This is a genomic window from Asanoa ishikariensis (genome assembly GCF_900107455.1).
GTDB classification, from domain to species: Bacteria; Actinomycetota; Actinomycetes; order Mycobacteriales; family Micromonosporaceae; genus Asanoa; species Asanoa ishikariensis.
In genome coordinates, this window is record NZ_FNQB01000001.1 from 376170 (window position 1) to 396418 (window position 20249).

Here is a 20249-nt window from a genome sequence, read left to right on the forward strand (position 1 = left end):
GCTCAGCGCAGCGGAGCGATGCCGAAGCGGCCTTTCAAGTTTTTGATCACGTTTGGGCACGCGGAGAGGGTGCCCTTTCGGTCGCCGCCACCGTCGTGCATCAGGATGATCGAGCCGGATCGGGCGCCGCCGATCACCCGGGACCTGATCAGTTTCGCGTCCTTGGTGTCCCAGTCGCGGGGGTCGACGTCCCAGTCCAGCGGCAGCATGCCGAGCGAGCGGGCGACCTTGACCGCGTTGGCGGTCCACTTGCCGCCGGGGTGCCGGAAGTAGCCGATCTTCACGCCCGGTACCGCCTTGCGGATCTCTCGGTTGGTCTTCTCGAGGTTGGCCTTGATCACTGCTGGCTTCTTGGTGCCCAGGTCGAGCTCGTGGTGCCAGGTGTGGTTACACAGCGTGTGTCCTTCGCGGACGATCCGCCGCACGAGCTCGGGATATTTCCTCACCTCGGTGCCGACCAGGCAGAAGGTGGCCTTCACGTGGGCCGCCTTGAGCTGGTCGAGCACCTTCGGTGTCCACACTGGATGCGGGCCGTCGTCGAACGTCAGCGCCACGGTCTTGCGGCCGGTCAGTTTCAGGCTGCCGAAGGGTCCGCTGCCCGCACGCTTCGCCGTCGGTGGTTTCGGCGCCGCGACCTGCGTCGGCGGGGCCGACGGCTCCGCGGACGGCGGCGGCGACGCCTTCGGTGACGTGGGACTGGCCGGCACGGTGGTCCGCTGGTTGGCCAGCACCGCCGACCGGTTGGTCACCCAGCGCGAACCCACCAGCAGCGTGAGGACGACCAACGCGGTAGCGACCGCGAGGCGTCTCGTCATCGTCGACTCCCGGGGCGGGAGCGGGGGCGTGCTCCCAAGGGGCGCCGGCGCGAGCCGGCGGGGACGGGACACACGCTAGCGGAACCAGGCCAGGTATTTCGACTACCTCATGCTCAATCGTGTCGATCTCCGGGCTAGATCGCTGTTCCGCTCCACGATTGAGTGAGCCGCAATGCCTCGCCGAGGCTGGTCGGTGCGACCACCCCGGTGGGCAGCGAGTCGCCCAGCCAACCCGGACCACCCGCGAGGATCAGCACCGGCCGTCGCGGTGCCTCCTGCAAGGCCACGAGCTGGGCCAGGTGAGCGGTCTCCGGCACGTGCGACCACAGCATGACCACATCGGGACCGGTACGTTCGACCGTGTCGCTCAGCGCTCCCGGTGGCACCCGAGCGCCCAGCAGCCGGCACGAGATGCCGTCGGCGGCGAGCGCCGCGGCCAGCGCCTCCAAGGGCAGGCTGTGCTGCTCCTCGTCGGTGCACGCGAGCAGGATCCGTGGCGGTTGGCCGCCGCGTGGGCGGGGCACGGCGGCGAACACCTCGGTTGCCGTGCGGGAGAACAGGTGCTCGACCTCGATCAGCCGTTTCGTCGCCATGTGTCGCTCGCCGATGCCGGCCAGCACCGGGCGCAGCACCAGGTCCCAGGTGGACACGACACCGAGCTCGGTGACCGCCCGGGCCATGATCTCGTGCATCGCGCCGACGTCGAGCCGGATCGCGGCCCGGGCCAGGCCGCGCGCGGTCGGCCCGGCGCGACCGACGGGGATGGCGAAGCCACCACCGGAGCGGGCGGGCGTCGGGGCCGGCGCCGATTCGGACGGTGGCACGTCCGGCGCGTAGCGCGCCCAGCGGGCCGCCTCGGCCGGCGCGATGCCCTCGGCGGTGAGCCGGCGCATCACCTCCAGCCGGGACAGGTCCTCGGCCGTGTAGCGCCGGTGGTGGCCGGGCACATGGCGACTCGGCCCCAGCCCGTAGCGCTGGTGCCAGGTGCGCAGCGTGGTGACGGCGACCCCGAGGCGACGCGCGACGGCCCCGGCGCTCAGCGCCTCATCGGCCACCTGACCGCTCCGCCGTGTCGCTGTCGGCGTCGGCCGGGCCCGCGGCGGCGCCGACCGAGCCGGAGATCGCGGCGACCTGGTTGATCACCCCCGCGAGCCAGGGCGAGTAGAGCGTCGGCTCCGCCCGGATCGACTTCGGCAGCACGTCGGGGTCGACCCAGGCCAGCTCCGCGACCTCGTCGGGATCGGGCAGCAGGGGCTCGTCGCCGGTCACCCGGCCGAGCAGCACGTGGTCGTACTCCCATTCGACCCGGCCGGTCGCCGGGTCCTCGGCGTAGTAGACGTAGACGCCCAGCTCGGACAGCGCCACCGGCGCGGCGCCGAGCTCCTCCTTGAGCCGCCGGTTGGCGGAGACCGCCAGCTCCTCGCCCGGTGCCGGGTGGCCGCAGCAGGTGTTGGCCCAGCGCAGCGGGAAGCGGGTCTTCACCGCGGCCCGGCGTTGCAGCAGCACCCGTCCGGCGGGGTCCATCAACACCACCGAGAACGCCCGGTGCAGCCGCGCGGGCCGCTGGTGTGCGACCTCGACGGTCTCGCTGCCGATCGGCAGGCCGTCGTCGTCGACGAGCTCGACGAGGTGTCGTTCGCGAGAGTCGGTCATGTGAGTCCTCCGACGATCCGGGAAGCGGCGAGCTTGCCGGAGATGAGCACCATGGGCACACCGACACCGGGCTGGGTCCCGGAACCGACGAACACCACATTGGACAATGAGCGGTGCAGGTTGCCCGGGCGGAACGGCCCGGTCTGGAACAGGCTGTGCGCGGCGGCGAACGGTGTGCCCGCGGCCATTCCGGCGGCGGCCCAGTCGGCGGGCGTAACCACGTGGGACACCTCGACTCCGGCGGAGAAGCCGCGGTAGCCCCGCTGTTCCAGGGTAGTCATCAGCTCGTCGGCATAGCGCCGGCCGAGCGGGCCGCGCCAGTCGAGCGGCGCCCGGTCGAGGTTCGGCACCGGCGCGAGGACGTAGTAGCTGTGCCGGCCGGCCGGGGCGACCGAGGGTTCGGTCCGGCTCGGGTTGGTGACCAGCAGGGACGGGTCGGACATCAGCTCGCCGCGGTCGATGATCTCGGCGAACGTACGCCGCCACGCCTTGCCGAAGTGGATGTTGTGGTGCGCGATCTTCTCGTACCCCTGGCTCGACCCGATGTGCAGGACCACCGCGGAGGGCGAGTAGCGCATCGGTCGCCTGGGTTCGCCCAGCAGCGTCTCGGAGGCGATCGGCAGGTCCGGGTTGAGCACCACGACGTCGGCCGGGATCCGCTCGCCGGTGGCGGTGTGCACCGCGACCGCGCGACCACCGGCGGTCTCGACGCGGGTCACCGTGGTGTCGTAGCGAATCTGCACGCCGTGCTTCTCGGCGGCGCCGGCCAGCGCGCGCGGCAGGGCGTGGATGCCCCCGCGCGGATAGAACACCCCGGCCACCGAGTCCAGGTACGCGATCACCGCGTAGATGGCCAGCGCGTCGTGCGGCGCGAGCCCGGCGTACATCGCCTGGAACGAGAAGATCCGGCGGGTACGCGGGTCGCGGAAGAACTGGTCGACCTTGGTCTGCAGGCGGCGGAACGCGCCGGTGGCGAACAGCCGCAGCAGGTTGCCGGTGAGCAGGTCGGTCGGCGCGTCGAAGTTGCGGGCGATGAAGTCGTCGCGCTCGAGCTTCCAGAGCTGCTGGGCGAAGTCGACGAAGCGCAGGTAGCCGTCGGCCTCGCGGGGCCCGCACACGCGGGAGATCTCGGCCGCCATCCGCGCGGTGTCGGTGATGACGTCGAGCGTCGAGCCGTCGGGGTAGTGCGCCCGGTAGGCCGGGTCGAGCGGGACGAGGTCGAGCCAGTCGCCGAGCTCCTCGCCGACCGCGGCCAGCGCCTCGGCGATCAGGTCGGGCATGGTCAGCACGGTCGGCCCGGTGTCGAACTCGTAGCCGTCGAGGCTGAGCCGGCCGGCCCGGCCGCCCGGGACCGCCTCGCGCTCGACGATCGTGACCTGTCGGCCCGCGCCGGCCAGGTGCAGGGCCGCGGCGAGCCCGCCGAGGCCCGCGCCGACCACGACCACGCGGTCGGTGGGTCCGGTCACAGTTCGCACGCGCACCTCCTGAAGTTAGGCGTCATGACTGCCTGTGCGTGGCCATCACGGCGAGGGCACGCAGCGCGGCGTCGGCGGTGCCGTCGATCGACGCACCGTCCAGCGCGGCGAGCGCAATATCGACCCGATTGTCGATCATCGCTTCGACCGTGGCCACCGCGCCAGTATCGGTGACGATCTCCGCGATGCCGGTGAGGTCGGCTGAGTCGGTGCGGGTCAGTTGGGCCGCCTGCGCCGGTGTGGCCAGCCGCCGCGCCAGCAGGAGCAGCGCGGTCGGCTTGCCGGTGCGCAGGTCGTCGCCGGCCGGCTTGCCGGTCACCGCCGGGTCGCCGAACACGCCGAGCAGGTCGTCGCAGAGCTGGAACGCCTCGCCGACGGCGGCCCCGTAGCGCTGGTAGGCGTCGGTGACCTGATCGCCGTGGCCGGCCAGGGCCGCGCCGAAGAGCAGCGGCCGGGTGACCGTGTAGCCGGCGGTCTTGAGCCGGGCGACGCGCAGCGCCCGGTCGACTGACCAGCGGTCCGGCTCGGCGTCGCCGAGCACGTCGAGATATTGCCCGGCGATGGCCTCGACCCGCATCTCGTCGTAGACCTGCCGGGCCGCCAACAGGGCCGCCGCCGGCACCTCGGCCTGCGCCAGCAGCCGGTCGGCCCAGACCAGGCACAGGTCGCCGACCAGCACGGCGCCTGCGGTGCCGAACCGGTCGGCCGGGCCGCGCCGCCCGGCCCGGACGTGCTGGGCCGCGAGCACCTGGTGCGCGGTCGGCCGGCCGCGCCGGGTGGCGGAGCCGTCCATCACGTCGTCGTGGATCAGCGCGAAGGCGTGCAGAAGCTCGAGAGCGGCGAACGCGGGAAGCACCGGGTCCACCGCGGGCTCGGGACCGGCAACGCCGCGCCAACCCCAGTGTGCGAACGTCGGCCGCAGGCGCTTGCCGCCGGCCAGCACGCTGTCGCGAGCCAGCGCCGCGAACGGGCGCAAGGCGGCATCGGTGGACTCGAGGATGGCGGATTCGTGCCGGAGGAAGTTGGCGAGAGTGGTGTCGACCGCGGCGCGGAGCCGCCCATCACCCGGCGGAGAGATCCGCTGCGGGGGAGGGCACCGGACGTCGCGGATGTCCCCCACGAGCGTGTCGTTGGCCACGAGGCCGAGCGTACCCTAGACTTACGAGTTGCGTCGATTGCTGAGTCGATTTCGACGCGGGAGGCGTGATGGACCACCTGCTTGCGGCGTCCTACGAACGCTGCCGTGACCTGCACAAACAACACGGTCGCACGTACTATCTCGCGACCCGGCTGCTGCCCGCATGGAAACGACGACACGTGCACGCGCTCTACGGCTTCACCCGCTACGCGGACGAGATCGTCGACCGCACCGACGACCTGGCGCCGGCCGACCGCGCCGCCGAGCTCGCCAAGTGGTCCGAGCGGTTCGTCGCCGGCCTGCACGGCGCGCCCGTCGACGACCCCCTGCTGCCCGCCGTGCTGCACACCATCGCCGTCTTCGACCTCGACCGCGACGACTTCGCCAGCTTCCTGCGCAGCATGGCCATGGATCTGACGGTCACCGACTACGCCACCTACGAAGACCTGCTCGACTACATGGAGGGCTCGGCGGCGGTGATCGGCACGATGATGCTGCCGATCCTGGGCAGTTCGGACCCGGGTCTCGCCCGGGGGCCGGCCCGCCAGCTCGGCCTCGCCTTCCAGCTCACCAACTTCATCCGCGACGTCGGCGAGGATCTCGGCCGGGGCCGGACCTACCTGCCCGACGAGGACCTCGAGAAGTTCGGCGTCACGCGGGCCGACCTCGCCGGCGCGGTCACCCGCCGCGCCGCGACGCCACCGATCAAGAACCTCATCGCGTACGAGGTGGAACGCGCCCGCTTGCACTACGCCGCGGCCGCGCCCGGCGTGGGGATGCTCGCGTCCGGGTCCCGCGCCTGCATCCGGGCCGCCTACACGCTCTACGGCGGGATCCTCGACGAGGTGGTCGCCGCCGACTACGACGTCTTCGTGCGGCGCGCGACGGTGCCCAACCGCCGCCGTGCGGCGGTGGCCGCCCGCGCGCTGCTGGCCGGCGCGAACAGCCCGATCGTCGTGCCGCCGAGCAACCTGCGCACGGTGTCCCGTGCTCCGGTCGAGGTCGCCTGATGCGCACGGCCGTCGTGCTGTTCACCCGGGACCTGCGGGTGCACGACAACCCGGCGTTGGCCGCCGCGTGCGCCAACGCCGAGCGGGTCGTGCCGTTGTTCGTGTTCGACCCCGCCTTGGCCGGCCGGTCGCCCAACCGCGACCGGTTCCTGCACCAGTGCGTCGCGGATCTGCGTGGCGTGTTGCGCGACCGGGACAGCGACCTGGTCGTGCGCCAGGGCGACCCGGTCGCGGAGACGGTCCGGCTGGCCGGCGAGGTCGGCGCCGAAGGTATCGCCGCCGCGGCTGACGTGAGCACCTACGCCCGGCGGCGGGAACGCCGGCTGAGCGCCGAGGGTGAGCGGCAAGGGCTGTCCGTGCGGTTCTTCCCCGGACTGACCATCGTGGACCCCGGGACGCTCAAGCCGGGCGGAGGCGACCACTACCGGGTGTTCTCGCCATATCACCGGGCGTGGATCGCGGCCAAGTGGCGCGAGCAGGTGGACCTGCCGAAGAAGGTGCCGCTGCCGTCCGGTGTCGCGGTCGGCCGGCTGCCGGCCGAGCCCGCCGGCGAGTCGCCCGATGCCACCCGGGGCGGCGAGACGGTGGCCCGGCAACGCCTGCGCGGCTGGCTCGGCGAGGTCGAGCACTACGACGACGGACACAACGACCTGGCCGGCGACCGCACCTCACGGCTCAGCCCATACTTGCGCTTCGGTTGCCTGTCCCCGTTGGAGGTCGCGCACGCCGCGCTGGGCCGGCCCGCCCACGACCCGTTCGTCCGCCAGCTCTGCTGGCGCGACTTCTACTACCAGGTCGCGTACGCGTTCCCGGAGCTCGGTCGCAAGGCCTACCGGCGCGGGGCGACCGAGAGCTGGCAGGACGACGACGCCGGCTTCCGGAGCTGGGCCGAGGGTCGCACCGGCGTGCCCATTGTGGACGCCGGCATGCACCAGCTTCGCCGGGAAGGCTGGATGCACAACCGCGCCCGGCTCGTCACCGCGTCCTACCTGACCAAGGATCTCGGCATCGACTGGCGGCGCGGCCAGAACGAGTTCTACCGCTGGCTCATCGACGGCGACCTGCCCAACAACTCCGGCAACTGGCAGTGGGTCGCGGGCACGGGCAACGACACCCGGCCGTACCGCAAGTTCAACCCCGAGCGCCAGCGCGAGCGGTACGACCCGGACGGGTCCTACGTGGAGCGTTATGCCTGAACGACGGCCATGACCGCGTTCTCGAGCTCGTCGATCCGGTCGAAGTCCGCCAGGTGCCGGGTGACGAAGCTGATCGCGAGGTCCGCACTGGGCAGGGCGTAGCCGCAACTGCCGCCGATGCCGCCCATGCCGAAGCTGCCGTCGTCTTCGATCTGGAAGCCCAGAGACCACTTCACCGAGCGGTCCAGCAGTAGGTCCGGCCCGTCGTGCTGGACCCGAATCATCTCCGCCACGGCCTCGGTGCTCAGGATCCGCCGGCTGTCGAGCACGCCGCCGGCGAGCATTCCCTGGTAGAACCGGACGACCGCGTGCGCTGTGGCGTGCAGGTTGACTGCCGGCACGTCGGTCTGCCGCCACAGTGGACCGTTGAGCACGGAGAGGTCGCGGCAGCCGTCCGGGTTGGCCAGGCCGCGGTGCCGCAGGCTGCCGGGCGCACCGACCGAGGTCGTCGGCCAGTCGGGAGCACCGAACATCAGGTCGGCGACCTCGGCCCGACCGCCCGCACCGAACGCCAGGTCGAGGTGCCACGGCCCGGCTACCTCGTCGGTCAGGAACCGGCCGATCGGCCGGCCGTCGACCCGGCGCACCAGCTCGCCGACGAGGTGGCCGTAGGTCAGCGCGTGCTCGGCGGCCGTGCTACCCGGCGTCCACATGGGAGGCGTTGCGGCGAGGTCGGCGGCGAGGGTGGCCCAGTCTGCCCAGGCGTCCGGCGGGCGAGGGGTCAGGAAGGCCGGGCGCCCGGCGGTGTGCGCGAGCACGTGCCGGACCGTCGTGCCGTCGTCGGGGAACTCCGGCCAGTGCCGGTGCACCGGGTCGTCGAGCCCGACCCGCCCGCGGTCGACCAGGATCATCAGGCAAGCGGCGGCGAACGGCTTGCTCACCGAATAGACGGCGACCGCGGTGTCCGGCGTCCACGGGTGCTGGCGGGCGTCGTCGCGCCAGCCGCCGACCAGGTCGACCACGACCCGGCCGGCGCGCACGACGGCGACGCCCGCGCCGGTGTCCCGGCCGTCGGCGAAGAAGCTCTCGAAGACCTGGCGAACCGATGTGAAATCCGGGTCGGTGTGGCCGGTCACCTGCGACATGGCCGCCACTCTAGGGCTTTAATGGGATGCGTGGCACAGCGTGTGGACGTCGTCGTGGTGGGTCTTGGCGTCGGTGGCGAGGAGGTCGCCGGCAAGCTCGCGGAGGCCGGGCTCGCTGTCGTCGGCATCGAGAGCAACCTGGTCGGCGGTGAGTGCCCGTACTGGGGGTGCGTGCCGAGCAAGATGATGATCCGGGGTGGCAACGCGCTGGAAGAGGCGCGCCGGGTCGCCAAGCTGGCGGGCTCGGCGACGGTGCACCCCGACTGGACGCCGATCGCCAAGCGGATCCGCGAGGAGGCGACGGACGACTGGGACGACACGGTCGCGGTCGACCGGTTCGTCGGCAAGGGCGGCCGGTTCGTCCGTGGGTACGCCGCGTTGACCGGCCCCCGCACGGTCACGGTCGCCGACCAGGAGTTCGAGGCGACCCGCGCCATCGTGATCGGCACGGGCGCCGCACCGTCGGCACCGCCGATCGAGGGCCTGGCCGGCACCCCCTACTGGACCAACCGCGAGGCGATCGAGGTCGAAGACCTGCCGGTCTCGCTCATCGTCCTCGGTGGCGGCGCCATCGGTGTGGAGCTCGCCCAGGTGTTCGCCCGGTTCGGGGTGCGGGTGACCGTGGTCGAGTCGGCCGACCGGCTCGTGCCGATCGAGGAGCCCGAGGCGTCGGCGCAGGTCAGGACGGCGCTCGAGGCCGACGGCGTGGTCGTGCACACCGGCATGCATGCGAGTCGGGTGCTGCACAGCGAGGCCGAGGGCTTCGCGGTCGAGATCGGCCAGGGCGCGCCCGCGGTCACCGGCGACCGGCTCCTGGTCGCCACCGGCCGGCGGGCCCGGATCGCCGACCTGGGCCTGGAGACCGTGGGGCTGGACGAGACGGCGCGCTGGCTGGAGACCGACGACCGGATGCGGGCCGCCGACGGCATCTGGGCGGTCGGCGACGTGACGGGTCGAGGCGCCTTCACCCACATGGCGATGTACGAGGCCGGGGTCGCGATCCGCGACATCCTCGGTCAGGAAGGCCCGCCGGCCGACTATCGCGCGGTGCCCCGGGTGACGTTCACGGATCCGGAACTGGGCTCCGTCGGCCTGACGGAAGCGGAAGCCCGCGACCGCGGGATGAGCGTCCGAGTAGGACTGACGGACATCACCACGTCGTCCCGAGGCTGGATCCACAAGGAAGGCAACGCCGGCCTGATCAAACTGGTCGCCGACGGCGAGGTCCTGGTCGGCGCGACGTCAGTAGGCCCAACCGGCGGCGAGGTCCTCAGCATGCTGACGCTAGCGGTCCACGCCCGCGTGCCCTTGGCTCAACTGCGCAGCATGATCTACGCCTACCCCACCTTCCACCGAGCCGTAGAAGACGCCCTCCGCAACCTCGCCTAGAAAATCTCGGCCGGATCGATCCGAAGTGGGAACGGGAAATTGGACCGCCAGACGTCGCCCGGATGGAGCACGGCGCGGTCCGCGTATCTGTCGTCGTTCCCCAGGTGCAGGATCGTGAGCGACTGATCGCGGCGGTCGGCGATCCAGTACTCGGGGATCTTGAAGCGAGCGTAATAGTCCCGCTTGATGACGAGATCGTTGCTGGCGTTGGAGGGTGAGACGACCTCGACGACGAGCAGGGTCTCGTATGGTCGCGCGCCCGGTGCATTGCCCTTCAGCACTTCCTGCGGGAGGACGACCAGATCAGGAATGAAGTAGTTGTGCTCGTTGGCATAGACGCCGACACCTTCGACCACCCGCAGGTGCCGTGGAGCCTGGTCGTAAAGACGATCACGCAGGTTCGCGGTCGCCACCGCGTGTGGAAGCGGCGGAGGAGGCGTCACCAGGAGGCTCCCGTTGAAGATCTCGCGCCGATTGCCATCGTCTGGCATGTCAAAGAGCGCATCGACGGAGTAGGGAGTTGTCACTGTCACGCCTCCTTTCTACGGGTTCAGCGTTGCATCTGCGTTTGATCGATTACAACCTGTGGATAACCCGGGCCTGTCGGGGTCGGACAAACGGCTGTCATGTTTTTGCAAAACGATGACGTACCCTTGCGCCGTGACCAGACGACTGACCGAGGTCGCGCGCAAGGCCGGCGTCAGCGAGGCGACCGTGAGCCGGGTGCTCAACGGTCGTGACGGCGTCTCCGAGTCGACGCGCACCGCGGTGCTCACCGCCCTCGACGTGCTCGGCTACGAGCGCCCGACGAAGCTGCGCGGCGAGCGCGCCCGGCTCGTCGGCCTTGTGCTGCCCGAGCTGCAGAACCCCATTTTCCCCGCCCTCGCCGAGGTGGTGACCGGCTCGCTCGCGCAGCGCGGCCTGACCCCGGCCCTCTGTGCCCGCACCATCGGCGGCATCTCGGAGCCCGACTACGTCGACATGCTGCTCGACCACCAGGTCTCCGGCGTCATCTTCGCCGGCGGCTCGTACGCGTTGGCCGACGCCAAGCACGACCACTACCGCCAGCTCACCGACCGCGGCCTGCCCGTGGTGCTGGTCAACGCGGGCGTCGACGAACTGCCGTTCCCCCGGGTCTCCACCGACGACGCGGTCGCGGTCGAGCAGGCCTTCGGTCACCTGCGCTCCCTGGGCCACGAGAACATCGGCCTGGTGCTGGGTCCCGAGGACCACGTCCCGTCCCGGCGCAAGCTCGCGGCGATGGTCGAAGCCGCCGGCTGGGGTCCGGAGGAGCAGAACACCTGGGTCGGGCGCACCACCTTCTCGATGGAGAGCGCCCGGGTCGCGGCCACCAAGCTGATCGACAAGGGTGCGACCGGGCTGATCTGCGCGAGTGACGTGATCGCCCTGGGCACCATCCGGGCCGTACGACGGCTCGGCAAGCAGGTGCCCGACGACATCTCGGTGATCGGCTACGACGACTCGGGCCTGATGACCTGCACCGACCCGCCGCTCACGACGATCCGCCAGCCGATCGAGATGATGGGCCAGGCGGCCGTCGACATCCTCGTCAACCAGATCGAGGGTGCCGGCGTCAACACCGACGAGCTTCTTTTCGAGCCGGAGTTGGTGGTGCGCGGGTCGACAGGCCCGGCCAGCTCGCGCTGACCTGCGTCGATGGGGCGGACCTGTACGGTCCGCCCCATTTTCATGCCGATACTGGGAGCGCTCCCAAGAAAAGTCTTGTTTTTTCTGAGACCAGTCGGCTTCTTGCGAGAGCTAGTTCGGCTTTGTATCGTCATCGCCACGAAACATGCACGTACGAGAGCCACATCACACCCGAGACTCCTCGCTCCACCCAGGAAGGGCGTTCACCTCATGAACAGATCCAGGTTGCGTAGCGCCGTCGGGCTGCTGCTGGTCGCCGGGGTCGCGCTGTCGGCGGCCGCGTGCGGCTCGGACGACGGCGGCGAAGCCCCGGCATCTGACCCCAATGCGAAGGTCACGCTGGTCATCAACGGCCTGCCGCCGGACACCGAGGCGGTCAACCGCAAGCACTTCCTCGACAACGTCGCCGAGTTCGAGAAGTTGAACCCGAACATCGACGTGGATGCCAAGGAAGGCAAGATGGACCCGCAGACCTTCCAGTCGAAGCTCGCGGGTGGTCAGCTCGAAGACGTCTTCTACGTCTACTTCACCGACCCGGCCAGCCTGATCGCGAAGCGCCAGGTCGCCGACATCAGCAAGTACCTCGACGAGTTCGCGCCGACCAAGGAGATCCGCCCGGATCTCATGAAGATCTTCTCGGACGACGGCGGCAAGGTGTACGGCCTGCCGGCCAAGAACTACTCCCTCGGCCTGCTCTACAACCGGGAGCTGTTCACCCAGGCCAAGCTGGACCCGAACAACCCGCCGAAGACCTGGGAAGAGGTCCGCACCGCCGCGAAGGCGATCGCCGGCCTGGGCAAGGACTACGTCGGCTACGGCGACTACAGCAAGAACAACACCGGTGGCTGGCACTTCACCGCGGAGACGTACTCGCTCGGTGGCGACATCGCCGTCAACGAGGGTGGCACCTGGAAGGCCGCCTTCAACAACGACAAGGGCAAGCAGGTCCTCCAGCAGCTCAAGGACATGCGCTGGACCGACAACAGCATGGGCGCGCGCCAGCTCCTCGAGTGGGCCGACCTGCTCCAGCTCATGGGCTCCGGCAAGCTCGGCATGTACATCGCGGCCCCGGACAACATCGAGACGATCGTCAACCAGTTCAAGGGCGACTTCAACAAGTACGGCCTGGGCCCGATCCCGAACGGCACGGCGACCCTGGCCGGCGGCGAGGGCTACATGTTCAACGCCAAGGCCACGCCCGAGAAGATCCGTGCCGGCCTGAAGTGGCTGACCTACTGGTGGAACAACCCGGACCGGATCGAGGCGGAGTACCAGTGGGCCGCCACGCAGAAGACCCCGGTCGGTCTGCCCGAGCCCGCGCTGTGGACCGGTGACGCGAAGGCCAAGCAGCAGGCGGCCATCGACAAGCTGAAGAACCTGCCGGTCGAGAACTACAAGCCGTTCGCCGACGCGACCGCCAACATCCCGCTCAAGGTCGAGCCGCCGAACGCGCAGCAGATCTACGCGGTGCTCGACGTGCCGATGCAGAAGGTCCTCACGGACAAGAACGCCGACATCGACAAGCTGCTCGCGGACGCCGAGACCCAGGTCAACAGCATCCTCGCCAGCGTCAAGTAACCGATCGTGGCCGCCGCCGGGCCGACAACGGCCTGGCGGCGGGCCGCCCGAATTGAAAGAGGACGCTGGAGATGGCGGTCGCCACCGCCGGCCCCCGGCCTGCGCTCCGCAGCCGCCTGGGCCGGAAGATCCAGGACAACCTCATGGCGTACGCCTTCATGGCCGGAGGCATCGCCTGCTTCGCGCTCTTCTCGTGGTATCCGCTGGTCCGCGGCGTCATCCTGAGCTTCCAGCAGATCAACTTCGTGACCGACCCGTACTGGGTCGGCACCGAGAACTTCTCCGCGATCTTCAACGATCCGCTGTTCGTCACGGCCTGGAAGAACACCCTCGTCTTCACCGGAATAGCGCTGATCTTCGGCTTCGCCGTGCCGCTCGGGCTGTCGATCCTGATCAACGAGATGCGGCACCTCAAGGGCTTCTTCCGGGTCGCCGTCTATCTGCCGGTGATGCTCCCGCCGATCGTCGGCGTGCTGCTCTTCCGTTACTTCTACGACCCCGGCTTCGGCCTGTTCAACACGGTGCTGCGCGGGGTGGGCCTGCCCGAGTCGCAGTGGACCCAATCGTCGTCCACCGCGATGATCTCGCTGGTCCTGGTCTCCACCTGGGCCAACCTGGGCGGCGCCACGCTGATGTACCTGGCCGCGCTGCAGAGCATCCCCGGCGAGCTGTACGAGGCGGCGGAGCTCGACGGGGCCAGCGCCTGGCGCCGGCTGCGCCACGTGACGTTCCCCCAGCTCCGGTTCATCATGCTGGTCCTGCTGCTCCTGCAGATCATCGCGACCATGCAGGTCTTCATCGAGCCGTACCAGCTCACCGGCACCTCGAACCCGGACACCGTGACGGTGATGGTGTTGATCTACCGGTACGCGTTCACCGTCAACCAGGACTTCGGCATGGCGGCCGCGATGAGCGTGCTGCTGTTCGTGGTGCTGGCCATCTTCTCCGCGATCTACCTGCGGGTCACCCGGGACCGGGACTGAGGGACCATCATGACGATCACCGCGCCGATCAGGCCCCTGCCCGCCACCCCGCCGGTCACGTCACCACCCCGCCGGCGCCGCGGGTCCGGCAACACCGACGGCCCTCGTACCCTCTTCTCCGAGACCGAGATCGGCCGGGGTAAGGGCCGGGTCGTCTACTGGCTCGTGCTGGCCCTGGTCTTCCTGCTCTTCCTGACGGTGTTCATCTTCCCGCTCTACTGGATGTTCAGCAGCGCGGTGAAGACCCCGGAGGAGTACGCCCAGCCGGACCCGACCTTCTTCCCGCAGTCCTTCGTTCCGGAGACGTACCAGCTCGCCTGGGACCGGATGCGGATCGCCAAGTTCTTCGGCAACACCGCGTTGTACGCCTTCGGCGGCTGGCTGATCCAGATCGTCTTCCAGGTCGGCGTCGCGTACGCGCTCTCGAAGCTGCGGCCGTTGTTCGGCAAGGTCGTCCTCGGCGGGATGCTGGCCAGCCTGATGCTGCCGGCCACCGCGCTGCTCATCCCGGCCTACCTGACCGTGACCGACGTGCCGATCTTCGGCTGGAACCTGCTCAACACCCCGTGGGCGCTGTGGCTGCCCGCGGTCGCCAACGCGTTCAACATCTACGTGCTCAAGCGGTTCTTCGACCAGATACCCAACGACCTGCTCGACTCCGCGGCGCTGGACGGTGCCGGCCGGTTCCGGGTCCTCTGGAGCATCGTGCTCCCGCTGTCCCGGCCCGTCCTCGGCGTGGTGTCGATCTTCTCGATCGTGGCGATCTGGAAGGACTTCATCTGGCCGCTGCTGGTGCTGCAGGACCCGGAGACCCAGACGCTCAGCGTCGCGCTCAGCCGGCTCGCCTCGACCAGCCAGGTGCCGCCGACCCAGCTCATGGCCGGCTTGGCGATCGCCAGTGTCCCGATGATCGTGGTGTTCCTCATCTTCCAACGCAGCATCATCGGCGGATTGGCGGCGGGGAGTATGAAGGGCTGACTTAGACCTGAACTGCACCGACAGTGGCGGTCAGAGACGACCGCGCGCCGAGAAACACCCGAAAAGAAAGAAAGCAGGTATCCAGTGTCCATCGCAGAAAGCCAGCCGTGGTGGCGCGGGGCGGTGATCTACCAGATCTACCCCCGCAGCTTCGCCGACGGTAGTGGCGACGGCATCGGCGACATCGCCGGCATCCGGGCACACCTGGACCACCTCTCCGGGCTTGGGGTCGACGCGGTCTGGCTCAGCCCGTGGTTTCCGTCCCCGATGGCGGACGCCGGCTACGACGTGTCCGACTTCCGGGACATCGACCCGCTTTTCGGCACTCTCGAGGAAGCCGAGGCGATGATCGCCGAGGCGCACGAGCGGGGCATTCGGGTCATCATCGACATCGTTCCGAACCACTGCTCGGACCAGCACCCCTGGTTCCAGGCGGCGCTCGCCGCCGGGCCGGGCTCACCGGAGCGCGAGCTGTTCTGGTTCCGGCCGGGTCGCGGCCCGAACGGCGACGAGATGCCCACCGACTGGCGCGGCGAGTTCAAGGGCACCACCTGGACCCGCACGACCAACCCGGACGGCACTCCCGGCGAGTGGTACCTGCACCTGTTCGCGCCGGAGCAGCCGGACTTCAACTGGGACCACCCCAAGGTCCGTGCCGAGTTCGAGAGCATCCTGCGGTTCTGGTTCGACCGGGGTGTCGACGGCATCCGGATCGACTCCGCGGCGCTGCTGCTCAAGGACCCGACGCTGCCGGAGGTCGAGTCGGCGCCGCGGCACCCGTTCCACGACCTGGACGGCGTGCACGACATCTACCGGAGCTGGCGGCGGATCGCCGACGAGTACCCGGACAAGCGCGCGCTGATCGGCGAGGTCTGGCTGCCCGACGCGCAGCGGTTCACCAACTACCTGCGTCCCGACGAGCTGCACGCGGCGTTCAACTTCGACTTCCTGACCTGTGCCTGGGATCCGGACCTGCTGCGCGCCTGCATCGACCGCACGATGGAGACGCACGCCCTGGTCGGTGCGCCGGCCACCTGGGTGCTCGCCAATCACGACGTCACGCGGCCGGTCACCCGCTACGGCCGCGAGGACACCAGGTTCAGCTTCGACACCAAGCGAGAAGGGACGCCGACGGACCTTCAGGTCGGCTACCAGCGGGCCCGCGCGGCCGCGTTGCTCGCGCTGGCGCTGCCCGGCGGCGCCTACGTCTACCAGGGCGACGAGCTCGGCCTCTGGGAGGTCGAGGACATCCCGCCGGCGTTGCGCACCGACCCGATGTACCCCCGGTCCGGCTTCGTCGACCCCGGCCGCGACGGTTGCCGGGTGCCGCTGCCCTGGTCCGGTGTCGAGTCGCCGTTCGGGTTCAGCTCGGCCGGCGCGACCGCACCCTGGCTGCCGCAACCGGCGGACTGGAAGGACCGCACGGTCCAGGCGCAGACCGGCGACCCGCACTCGATGCTCGAGCTCTACCGCACCGCGCTGCGGGTCCGGCGGGGCGCGGCAGCCCTCGGGGACGGCGACATGCACTGGCTGCCGTCCGCCGACGGGGTGCTGACGTTCGCCCGCGACCCGCGCTTCGTCTGCGTTTCCAACCTCTCTGGCCACAGCGTCGAACTGCCCGAGCACGAGGAGCTCTGGCTGGCCAGCGGCCCGCTCGACGGTGACCGGCTCCCGCCGGACACCACCGCCTGGCTCCGCACCGCATAACGACTGACCGGCTCCACGGAACACGAGAACACACGGGGGTACACGCACCAAGGGCAACACCGCACGGGGGGAACCGCCCGCCTCTCGAAAGGGAACCCATGCCCCAAATCGACGCCGTCGCTGCGCCCACAGCCGGCACCCGCCGTCGGGCGGGGCTCGCCATACTGGCGAGTTCCGCCCTGGTCGCCACCAGCATCGCCGTGGTCACCCTGACCACCGGAGTTCCGGCCGTGGCGGCCGGGCTCTCCCCGTTCGACATCACCGGCCGGGGCGCGACCGTTCCCTTCGTCGAGCAGGAGGCGGAGGAGGTCGCGCACACCGGCACCAAGATTGGGCCGACCCGGTTCTACGGACAGCTTCCCGCGGAGGCGTCCGGCCGCGAGGCGGTGACGCTCGACGCGGTCGGCGAGTACGTCGAGTTCACGCTGACCGCGGCGGCCAACGCCGTGACCTTCCGCTACAGCATTCCGGACGGCGCGTCCGGCCAGGGCCGCGACGCGACCATCGACCTGCGCGCCAACGGCAGCCTGCTCAAGACCGTCCCGGTCACCTCGAAGTACGGCTGGTACTACGGCGGCTATCCGTTCAACAACAACCCTGGTGACACCAACCCGCACCACTTCTACGACGAGGCGCGGGCCATGTTCGGCTCGACGCAGCCGATCGGCACCAAGATCCGGTTGCAGGTCAACTCGACCGCGCAGTCGCCGACGTTCACCATCGACCTCGCCGACTTCGAGAACGTCCCGGCCGCGATCGCCAAGCCCACCAACGCGATCGACGTGGTCACCGACTACGCCGCCGACCCGACCGGTGCCACCGACTCCACCGCCAAGTTCCAGGCCGCCGTCAACGCCGGCCAGGCGCAGGGCCGTCCGGTGTACGTACCGCAGGGGAACTTCACTCTCTACGACCACGTGGTGGTCGACGGCGTGACCCTGCGCGGCGCCGGACCCTGGTACACGGTCCTCGGCGGCCGGCACCCCACCGACCGCAAGCGGGCCGCCGGCATCTACGGCAAGTACGTGCCCGGAGGCGGCTACACCGGAGAGATCCGGTCACACGAGGCCAACGGGCCCAGCCGCAACGTCACCGTCCGGGACCTGGCCATCATCGGCGACATCCGGGAGCGGATGGACGACGACCAGGTGAACGCGTTCGGCGGTGCGATGACGAACTCCGTCATCGACAACGTCTGGATGCAGCACACGAAGGTCGGTGCCTGGATGGACGGCCCGATGGACAACTTCACGATCCGCAACAGCCGGATCCTCGACCAGACCGCCGACGGCGTGAACTTCCACACTGGCGTCACGAACTCGACGGTCACCAACACGTTCCTGCGCAACACCGGCGACGACGCGCTGGCGATGTGGGCGCAGAACGTGCCGAACGTCAACAACACCTTCAGCAACAACACGATCGGCGTCACGCTGTTGGCCAACCACCTGGTCAGCTACGGCGGCCGGGACATCAAGATCATTGACAACGTGGTGGCCGACTCGCTCAGCAACGGCGGCGGCATCCACGTCGCCAACCGCTATCCGGGCGTGCAGGGCGCGACCGCGGTGCACGGCACCTGGACGGTCGCCCGCAACACCTTGATCCGGGCCGGCAACTCCGACTACAACTGGAACTTCGGGGTCGGCGCGATCTGGTTCTCGGCGCTCAACGAGTCGTTCGCCAGCGACGCGACCATCAACATCACCGACACCGACATCCTGGACAGCTCCTACGCCGCCCTGCACTGGATCGAAGGGCAGACCCGGGGCATCAACTTCAACAACGTGAAGATCCAGGGCGCCGGCACGTACGCCCTCCAGGTGCAGGCGGCCAGCCAGGTCTCCTTCACCAACGTGGTGGCCACTGGCATCGCCCAGGCCAAGCCGATCCACAACTGCGTCGGCTCGGGCTTCCAGATCACCCAGGGCACCGGCAACTCCGGCTGGTACACCGCGACGCCGGACTGCGGCCCCTGGCCCGCGCCACAATGGGACAACGGGCCGAGCAACCCGCCGACCACCACGCCGCCGACGCCGACCGGGCAGATCGTGGCGAACCCGACCAGCCTTACCTTCGGCACGCAGAACCTCAACACGACCAGCGCGGCGCAGACCGTGACGTTGCGCAACAGCGGCACCGCCAACGCACCGGTGTCCGGCATCTCGGTCAGCCCGGCCGACTTCAGCCAGACCAACAACTGCCCGGCGACGCTGGCACCGAACGCCACCTGCACGCTGAGCGTCACGTTCCGGCCCACCGCCGCCGGCAACCGGTCAGGGATGGCGTTCGTCCAGACGACCCCGGGTGACCTGGTGATCGGGCTCTCCGGCGTCGGCTTCGACCCGGCCGGCAACCTCGCGGCGGGCCGTCCGGTCACCGCGAGCAGCAGCAACGGTCCGTACCCGGCGAGCAACGCGGTCGACGGCAACGTGGCCTCCTACTGGGAGAGCGCCAACGGGCAGTTCCCGCAGTCGCTGACCGTCGACCTGGGCTCTTCCCAGTCCGTCGGCCGGCTGGTGCTCAAGCTGCCGACCAACTGGGAGACGCGCACCCAGAACCTCACCGTCCTGGGCTCGACCGACGGCAGCTCGTACAGCCAGATCCTGGGTGCCGCCAACTACACGTTCAACCAGGGCTCGTCCGTCACCGTCAACCTGCCCGCCGGCACCCGGCGGTACGTCCGGCTGACCTTCAACAGCAACAATGTCTGGCCGGCCGCGCAGCTCTCCGAGCTCGAGGTGTACGGCGGTGGTGGCTCCACCGGACCCGCCCTCAACGTCACTCCGGGCGCGCTCACCTTCGCCAGCCGGCAGGTCAGCACGACCAGCCCGGCGCAGCAGGTCAGCGTCACCAACACCGGCAACGCGAGCGCGTCGATCTCCGGCGTCTCGGTCACCGGCGACTACGCGCAGACCAACAACTGCGGTTCGCTGGCGGCCGGTGCGTCCTGCACCGTCAACGTCACCTTCACGCCGACCGGCACCGGGACCCGCACGGGCTCGCTGTCGATCGCGTCCAACGCACCCGGCTCGCCGCACACGGTGGGCCTGTCCGGCGTCGGCACCAGCACGACGCCGCCGGTGACCAACCTGGCGCTCAACAGGCCGATCACCGAGACCAGCCACGCCGACGTCTACGGCGCCGGCAACGCGGTGGACGGCAACGCCAACAGCTACTGGGAGAGCGCCAACAACGCGTTCCCGCAGTCGGTCACCGTCGACCTGGGCAGCGCACAGTCGGTGTCCCGGGTCGTGCTCAAGCTCCCGCCGGCCAGCGCCTGGGCGACGCGTACCCAGACGGTCGCCGTCCTGGGCTCGACCAACAACTCGTCCTTCACCACCTTGTCCGGCGCGGCCGGGCGGACCTTCAACCCCGCCTCCGGCAACACCGTGACGATCACCTTCGCCGCCACGTCGCAGCGCTGGCTGCGGCTGACCTTCACCGGCAACACGGGCTGGCCCGCCGGCCAGCTCTCGGAGTACGAGGTCTACGCCTCCTGACCGCACGAAGGGGAGGGCCGCCCTGCCTTGGCGGCCCTCCCCGGAGCACCCCGTTCCCGACTCCACGGATT

Annotated in this window: 16 protein-coding genes; 9 read left to right on the top strand and 7 right to left on the bottom strand. The window is 69.9% G+C overall.

The features are described 5' to 3' along the window. Positions 1–2 precede the first annotated feature (2 nt). The 5 genes from BLV39_RS01830 to BLV39_RS01850 form a co-directional block, all read right to left on the bottom strand. A complete protein-coding gene (locus BLV39_RS01830; protein ID WP_090786399.1) occupies positions 3–815 on the bottom strand; it encodes a polysaccharide deacetylase family protein in 813 nt (270 codons plus the stop codon). A 134-nt stretch (positions 816–949) separates the two neighbouring features. Further along, the gene (locus tag BLV39_RS01835; protein WP_090786401.1) at positions 950–1870 is read right to left on the bottom strand and encodes a MerR family transcriptional regulator; all 921 of its coding nucleotides are present in this window, start codon (positions 1868–1870) and stop codon (positions 950–952) included. Further along, entirely contained in the window at positions 1860–2468 is a 609-nt protein-coding gene (gene idi / locus BLV39_RS01840; RefSeq protein WP_090786405.1) for an isopentenyl-diphosphate Delta-isomerase, read from the bottom strand. The genes BLV39_RS01835 and idi overlap by 11 nt, the downstream gene beginning before the upstream one ends. Further along, positions 2465–3943 (bottom strand): phytoene desaturase family protein, encoded by a 1479-nt coding sequence (gene crtI, locus BLV39_RS01845; RefSeq protein WP_090786407.1) that lies wholly within the window; start codon positions 3941–3943, stop codon positions 2465–2467. Before crtI ends, idi begins: the two co-directional genes overlap by 4 nt. A 22-nt stretch (positions 3944–3965) precedes the next feature. Continuing rightward, on the bottom strand, positions 3966–5081 hold the full coding sequence (locus BLV39_RS01850) for a polyprenyl synthetase family protein (RefSeq protein ID WP_090786409.1): 1116 nt from the start codon (positions 5079–5081) through the stop codon (positions 3966–3968). Between the two features lie 68 nt (positions 5082–5149). On the opposite strand from BLV39_RS01850, the gene BLV39_RS01855 reads away from it, so the two are divergent. Further along, positions 5150–6091: a phytoene/squalene synthase family protein gene (locus tag BLV39_RS01855; RefSeq protein WP_090786410.1), complete on the top strand. Its 942-nt coding sequence runs from the start codon at positions 5150–5152 to the stop codon at positions 6089–6091. Beyond that, positions 6091–7287 (top strand): cryptochrome/photolyase family protein, encoded by a 1197-nt coding sequence (locus BLV39_RS01860; protein WP_090786412.1) that lies wholly within the window; start codon positions 6091–6093, stop codon positions 7285–7287. Before BLV39_RS01855 ends, BLV39_RS01860 begins: the two co-directional genes overlap by 1 nt. Here the strand turns inward: BLV39_RS01860 and BLV39_RS01865 are convergent. Beyond that, positions 7278–8372 carry a serine hydrolase domain-containing protein gene (locus tag BLV39_RS01865; RefSeq protein ID WP_090786414.1) on the bottom strand — a complete coding sequence of 365 codons (1095 nt, stop codon included), beginning with the start codon at positions 8370–8372 and terminating at the stop codon, positions 7278–7280. The genes BLV39_RS01860 and BLV39_RS01865 overlap by 10 nt on opposite strands. A gap of 21 nt (positions 8373–8393) precedes the next feature. Here BLV39_RS01865 and BLV39_RS01870 point away from each other — a divergent pair, with 21 nt between their 5' ends. Continuing rightward, positions 8394–9761: a dihydrolipoyl dehydrogenase family protein gene (locus tag BLV39_RS01870; protein ID WP_090786416.1), complete on the top strand. Its 1368-nt coding sequence runs from the start codon at positions 8394–8396 to the stop codon at positions 9759–9761. Here the strand turns inward: BLV39_RS01870 and BLV39_RS01875 are convergent. After that, positions 9758–10288, bottom strand: a complete 531-nt coding sequence (locus BLV39_RS01875; protein ID WP_143049607.1) for a Uma2 family endonuclease — start codon at positions 10286–10288, stop codon at positions 9758–9760. The two genes, BLV39_RS01870 and BLV39_RS01875, sit on opposite strands and share 4 nt — an antisense overlap. Positions 10289–10421: 133 nt before the next feature. Here BLV39_RS01875 and BLV39_RS01880 point away from each other — a divergent pair, with 133 nt between their 5' ends. The 6 genes from BLV39_RS01880 to BLV39_RS01905 all read left to right on the top strand — a co-directional run bounded on the left by BLV39_RS01880 (position 10422) and on the right by BLV39_RS01905 (position 20178). Beyond that, a complete protein-coding gene (locus tag BLV39_RS01880; protein WP_090786420.1) occupies positions 10422–11429 on the top strand; it encodes a LacI family DNA-binding transcriptional regulator in 1008 nt (335 codons plus the stop codon). 210 nt (positions 11430–11639) lie between these two features. Then, a complete protein-coding gene (locus tag BLV39_RS01885; protein ID WP_090786422.1) occupies positions 11640–13007 on the top strand; it encodes an ABC transporter substrate-binding protein in 1368 nt (455 codons plus the stop codon). 71 nt (positions 13008–13078) lie between these two features. Then, positions 13079–13990 (top strand): carbohydrate ABC transporter permease, encoded by a 912-nt coding sequence (locus tag BLV39_RS01890; RefSeq protein ID WP_090786424.1) that lies wholly within the window; start codon positions 13079–13081, stop codon positions 13988–13990. 9 nt (positions 13991–13999) lie between these two features. Further along, the gene (locus tag BLV39_RS01895; protein ID WP_090786426.1) at positions 14000–14968 is read left to right on the top strand and encodes a carbohydrate ABC transporter permease; all 969 of its coding nucleotides are present in this window, start codon (positions 14000–14002) and stop codon (positions 14966–14968) included. 90 nt (positions 14969–15058) lie between these two features. Next, the gene (locus tag BLV39_RS01900) at positions 15059–16675 is read left to right on the top strand and encodes a glycoside hydrolase family 13 protein (protein WP_090791024.1); all 1617 of its coding nucleotides are present in this window, start codon (positions 15059–15061) and stop codon (positions 16673–16675) included. Positions 16676–16773: 98 nt separating this feature from the next. After that, complete coding sequence (locus BLV39_RS01905; RefSeq protein WP_090786428.1) at positions 16774–20178, top strand: discoidin domain-containing protein; 3405 nt, start codon at positions 16774–16776, stop codon at positions 20176–20178. Positions 20179–20249 lie beyond the last annotated feature (71 nt).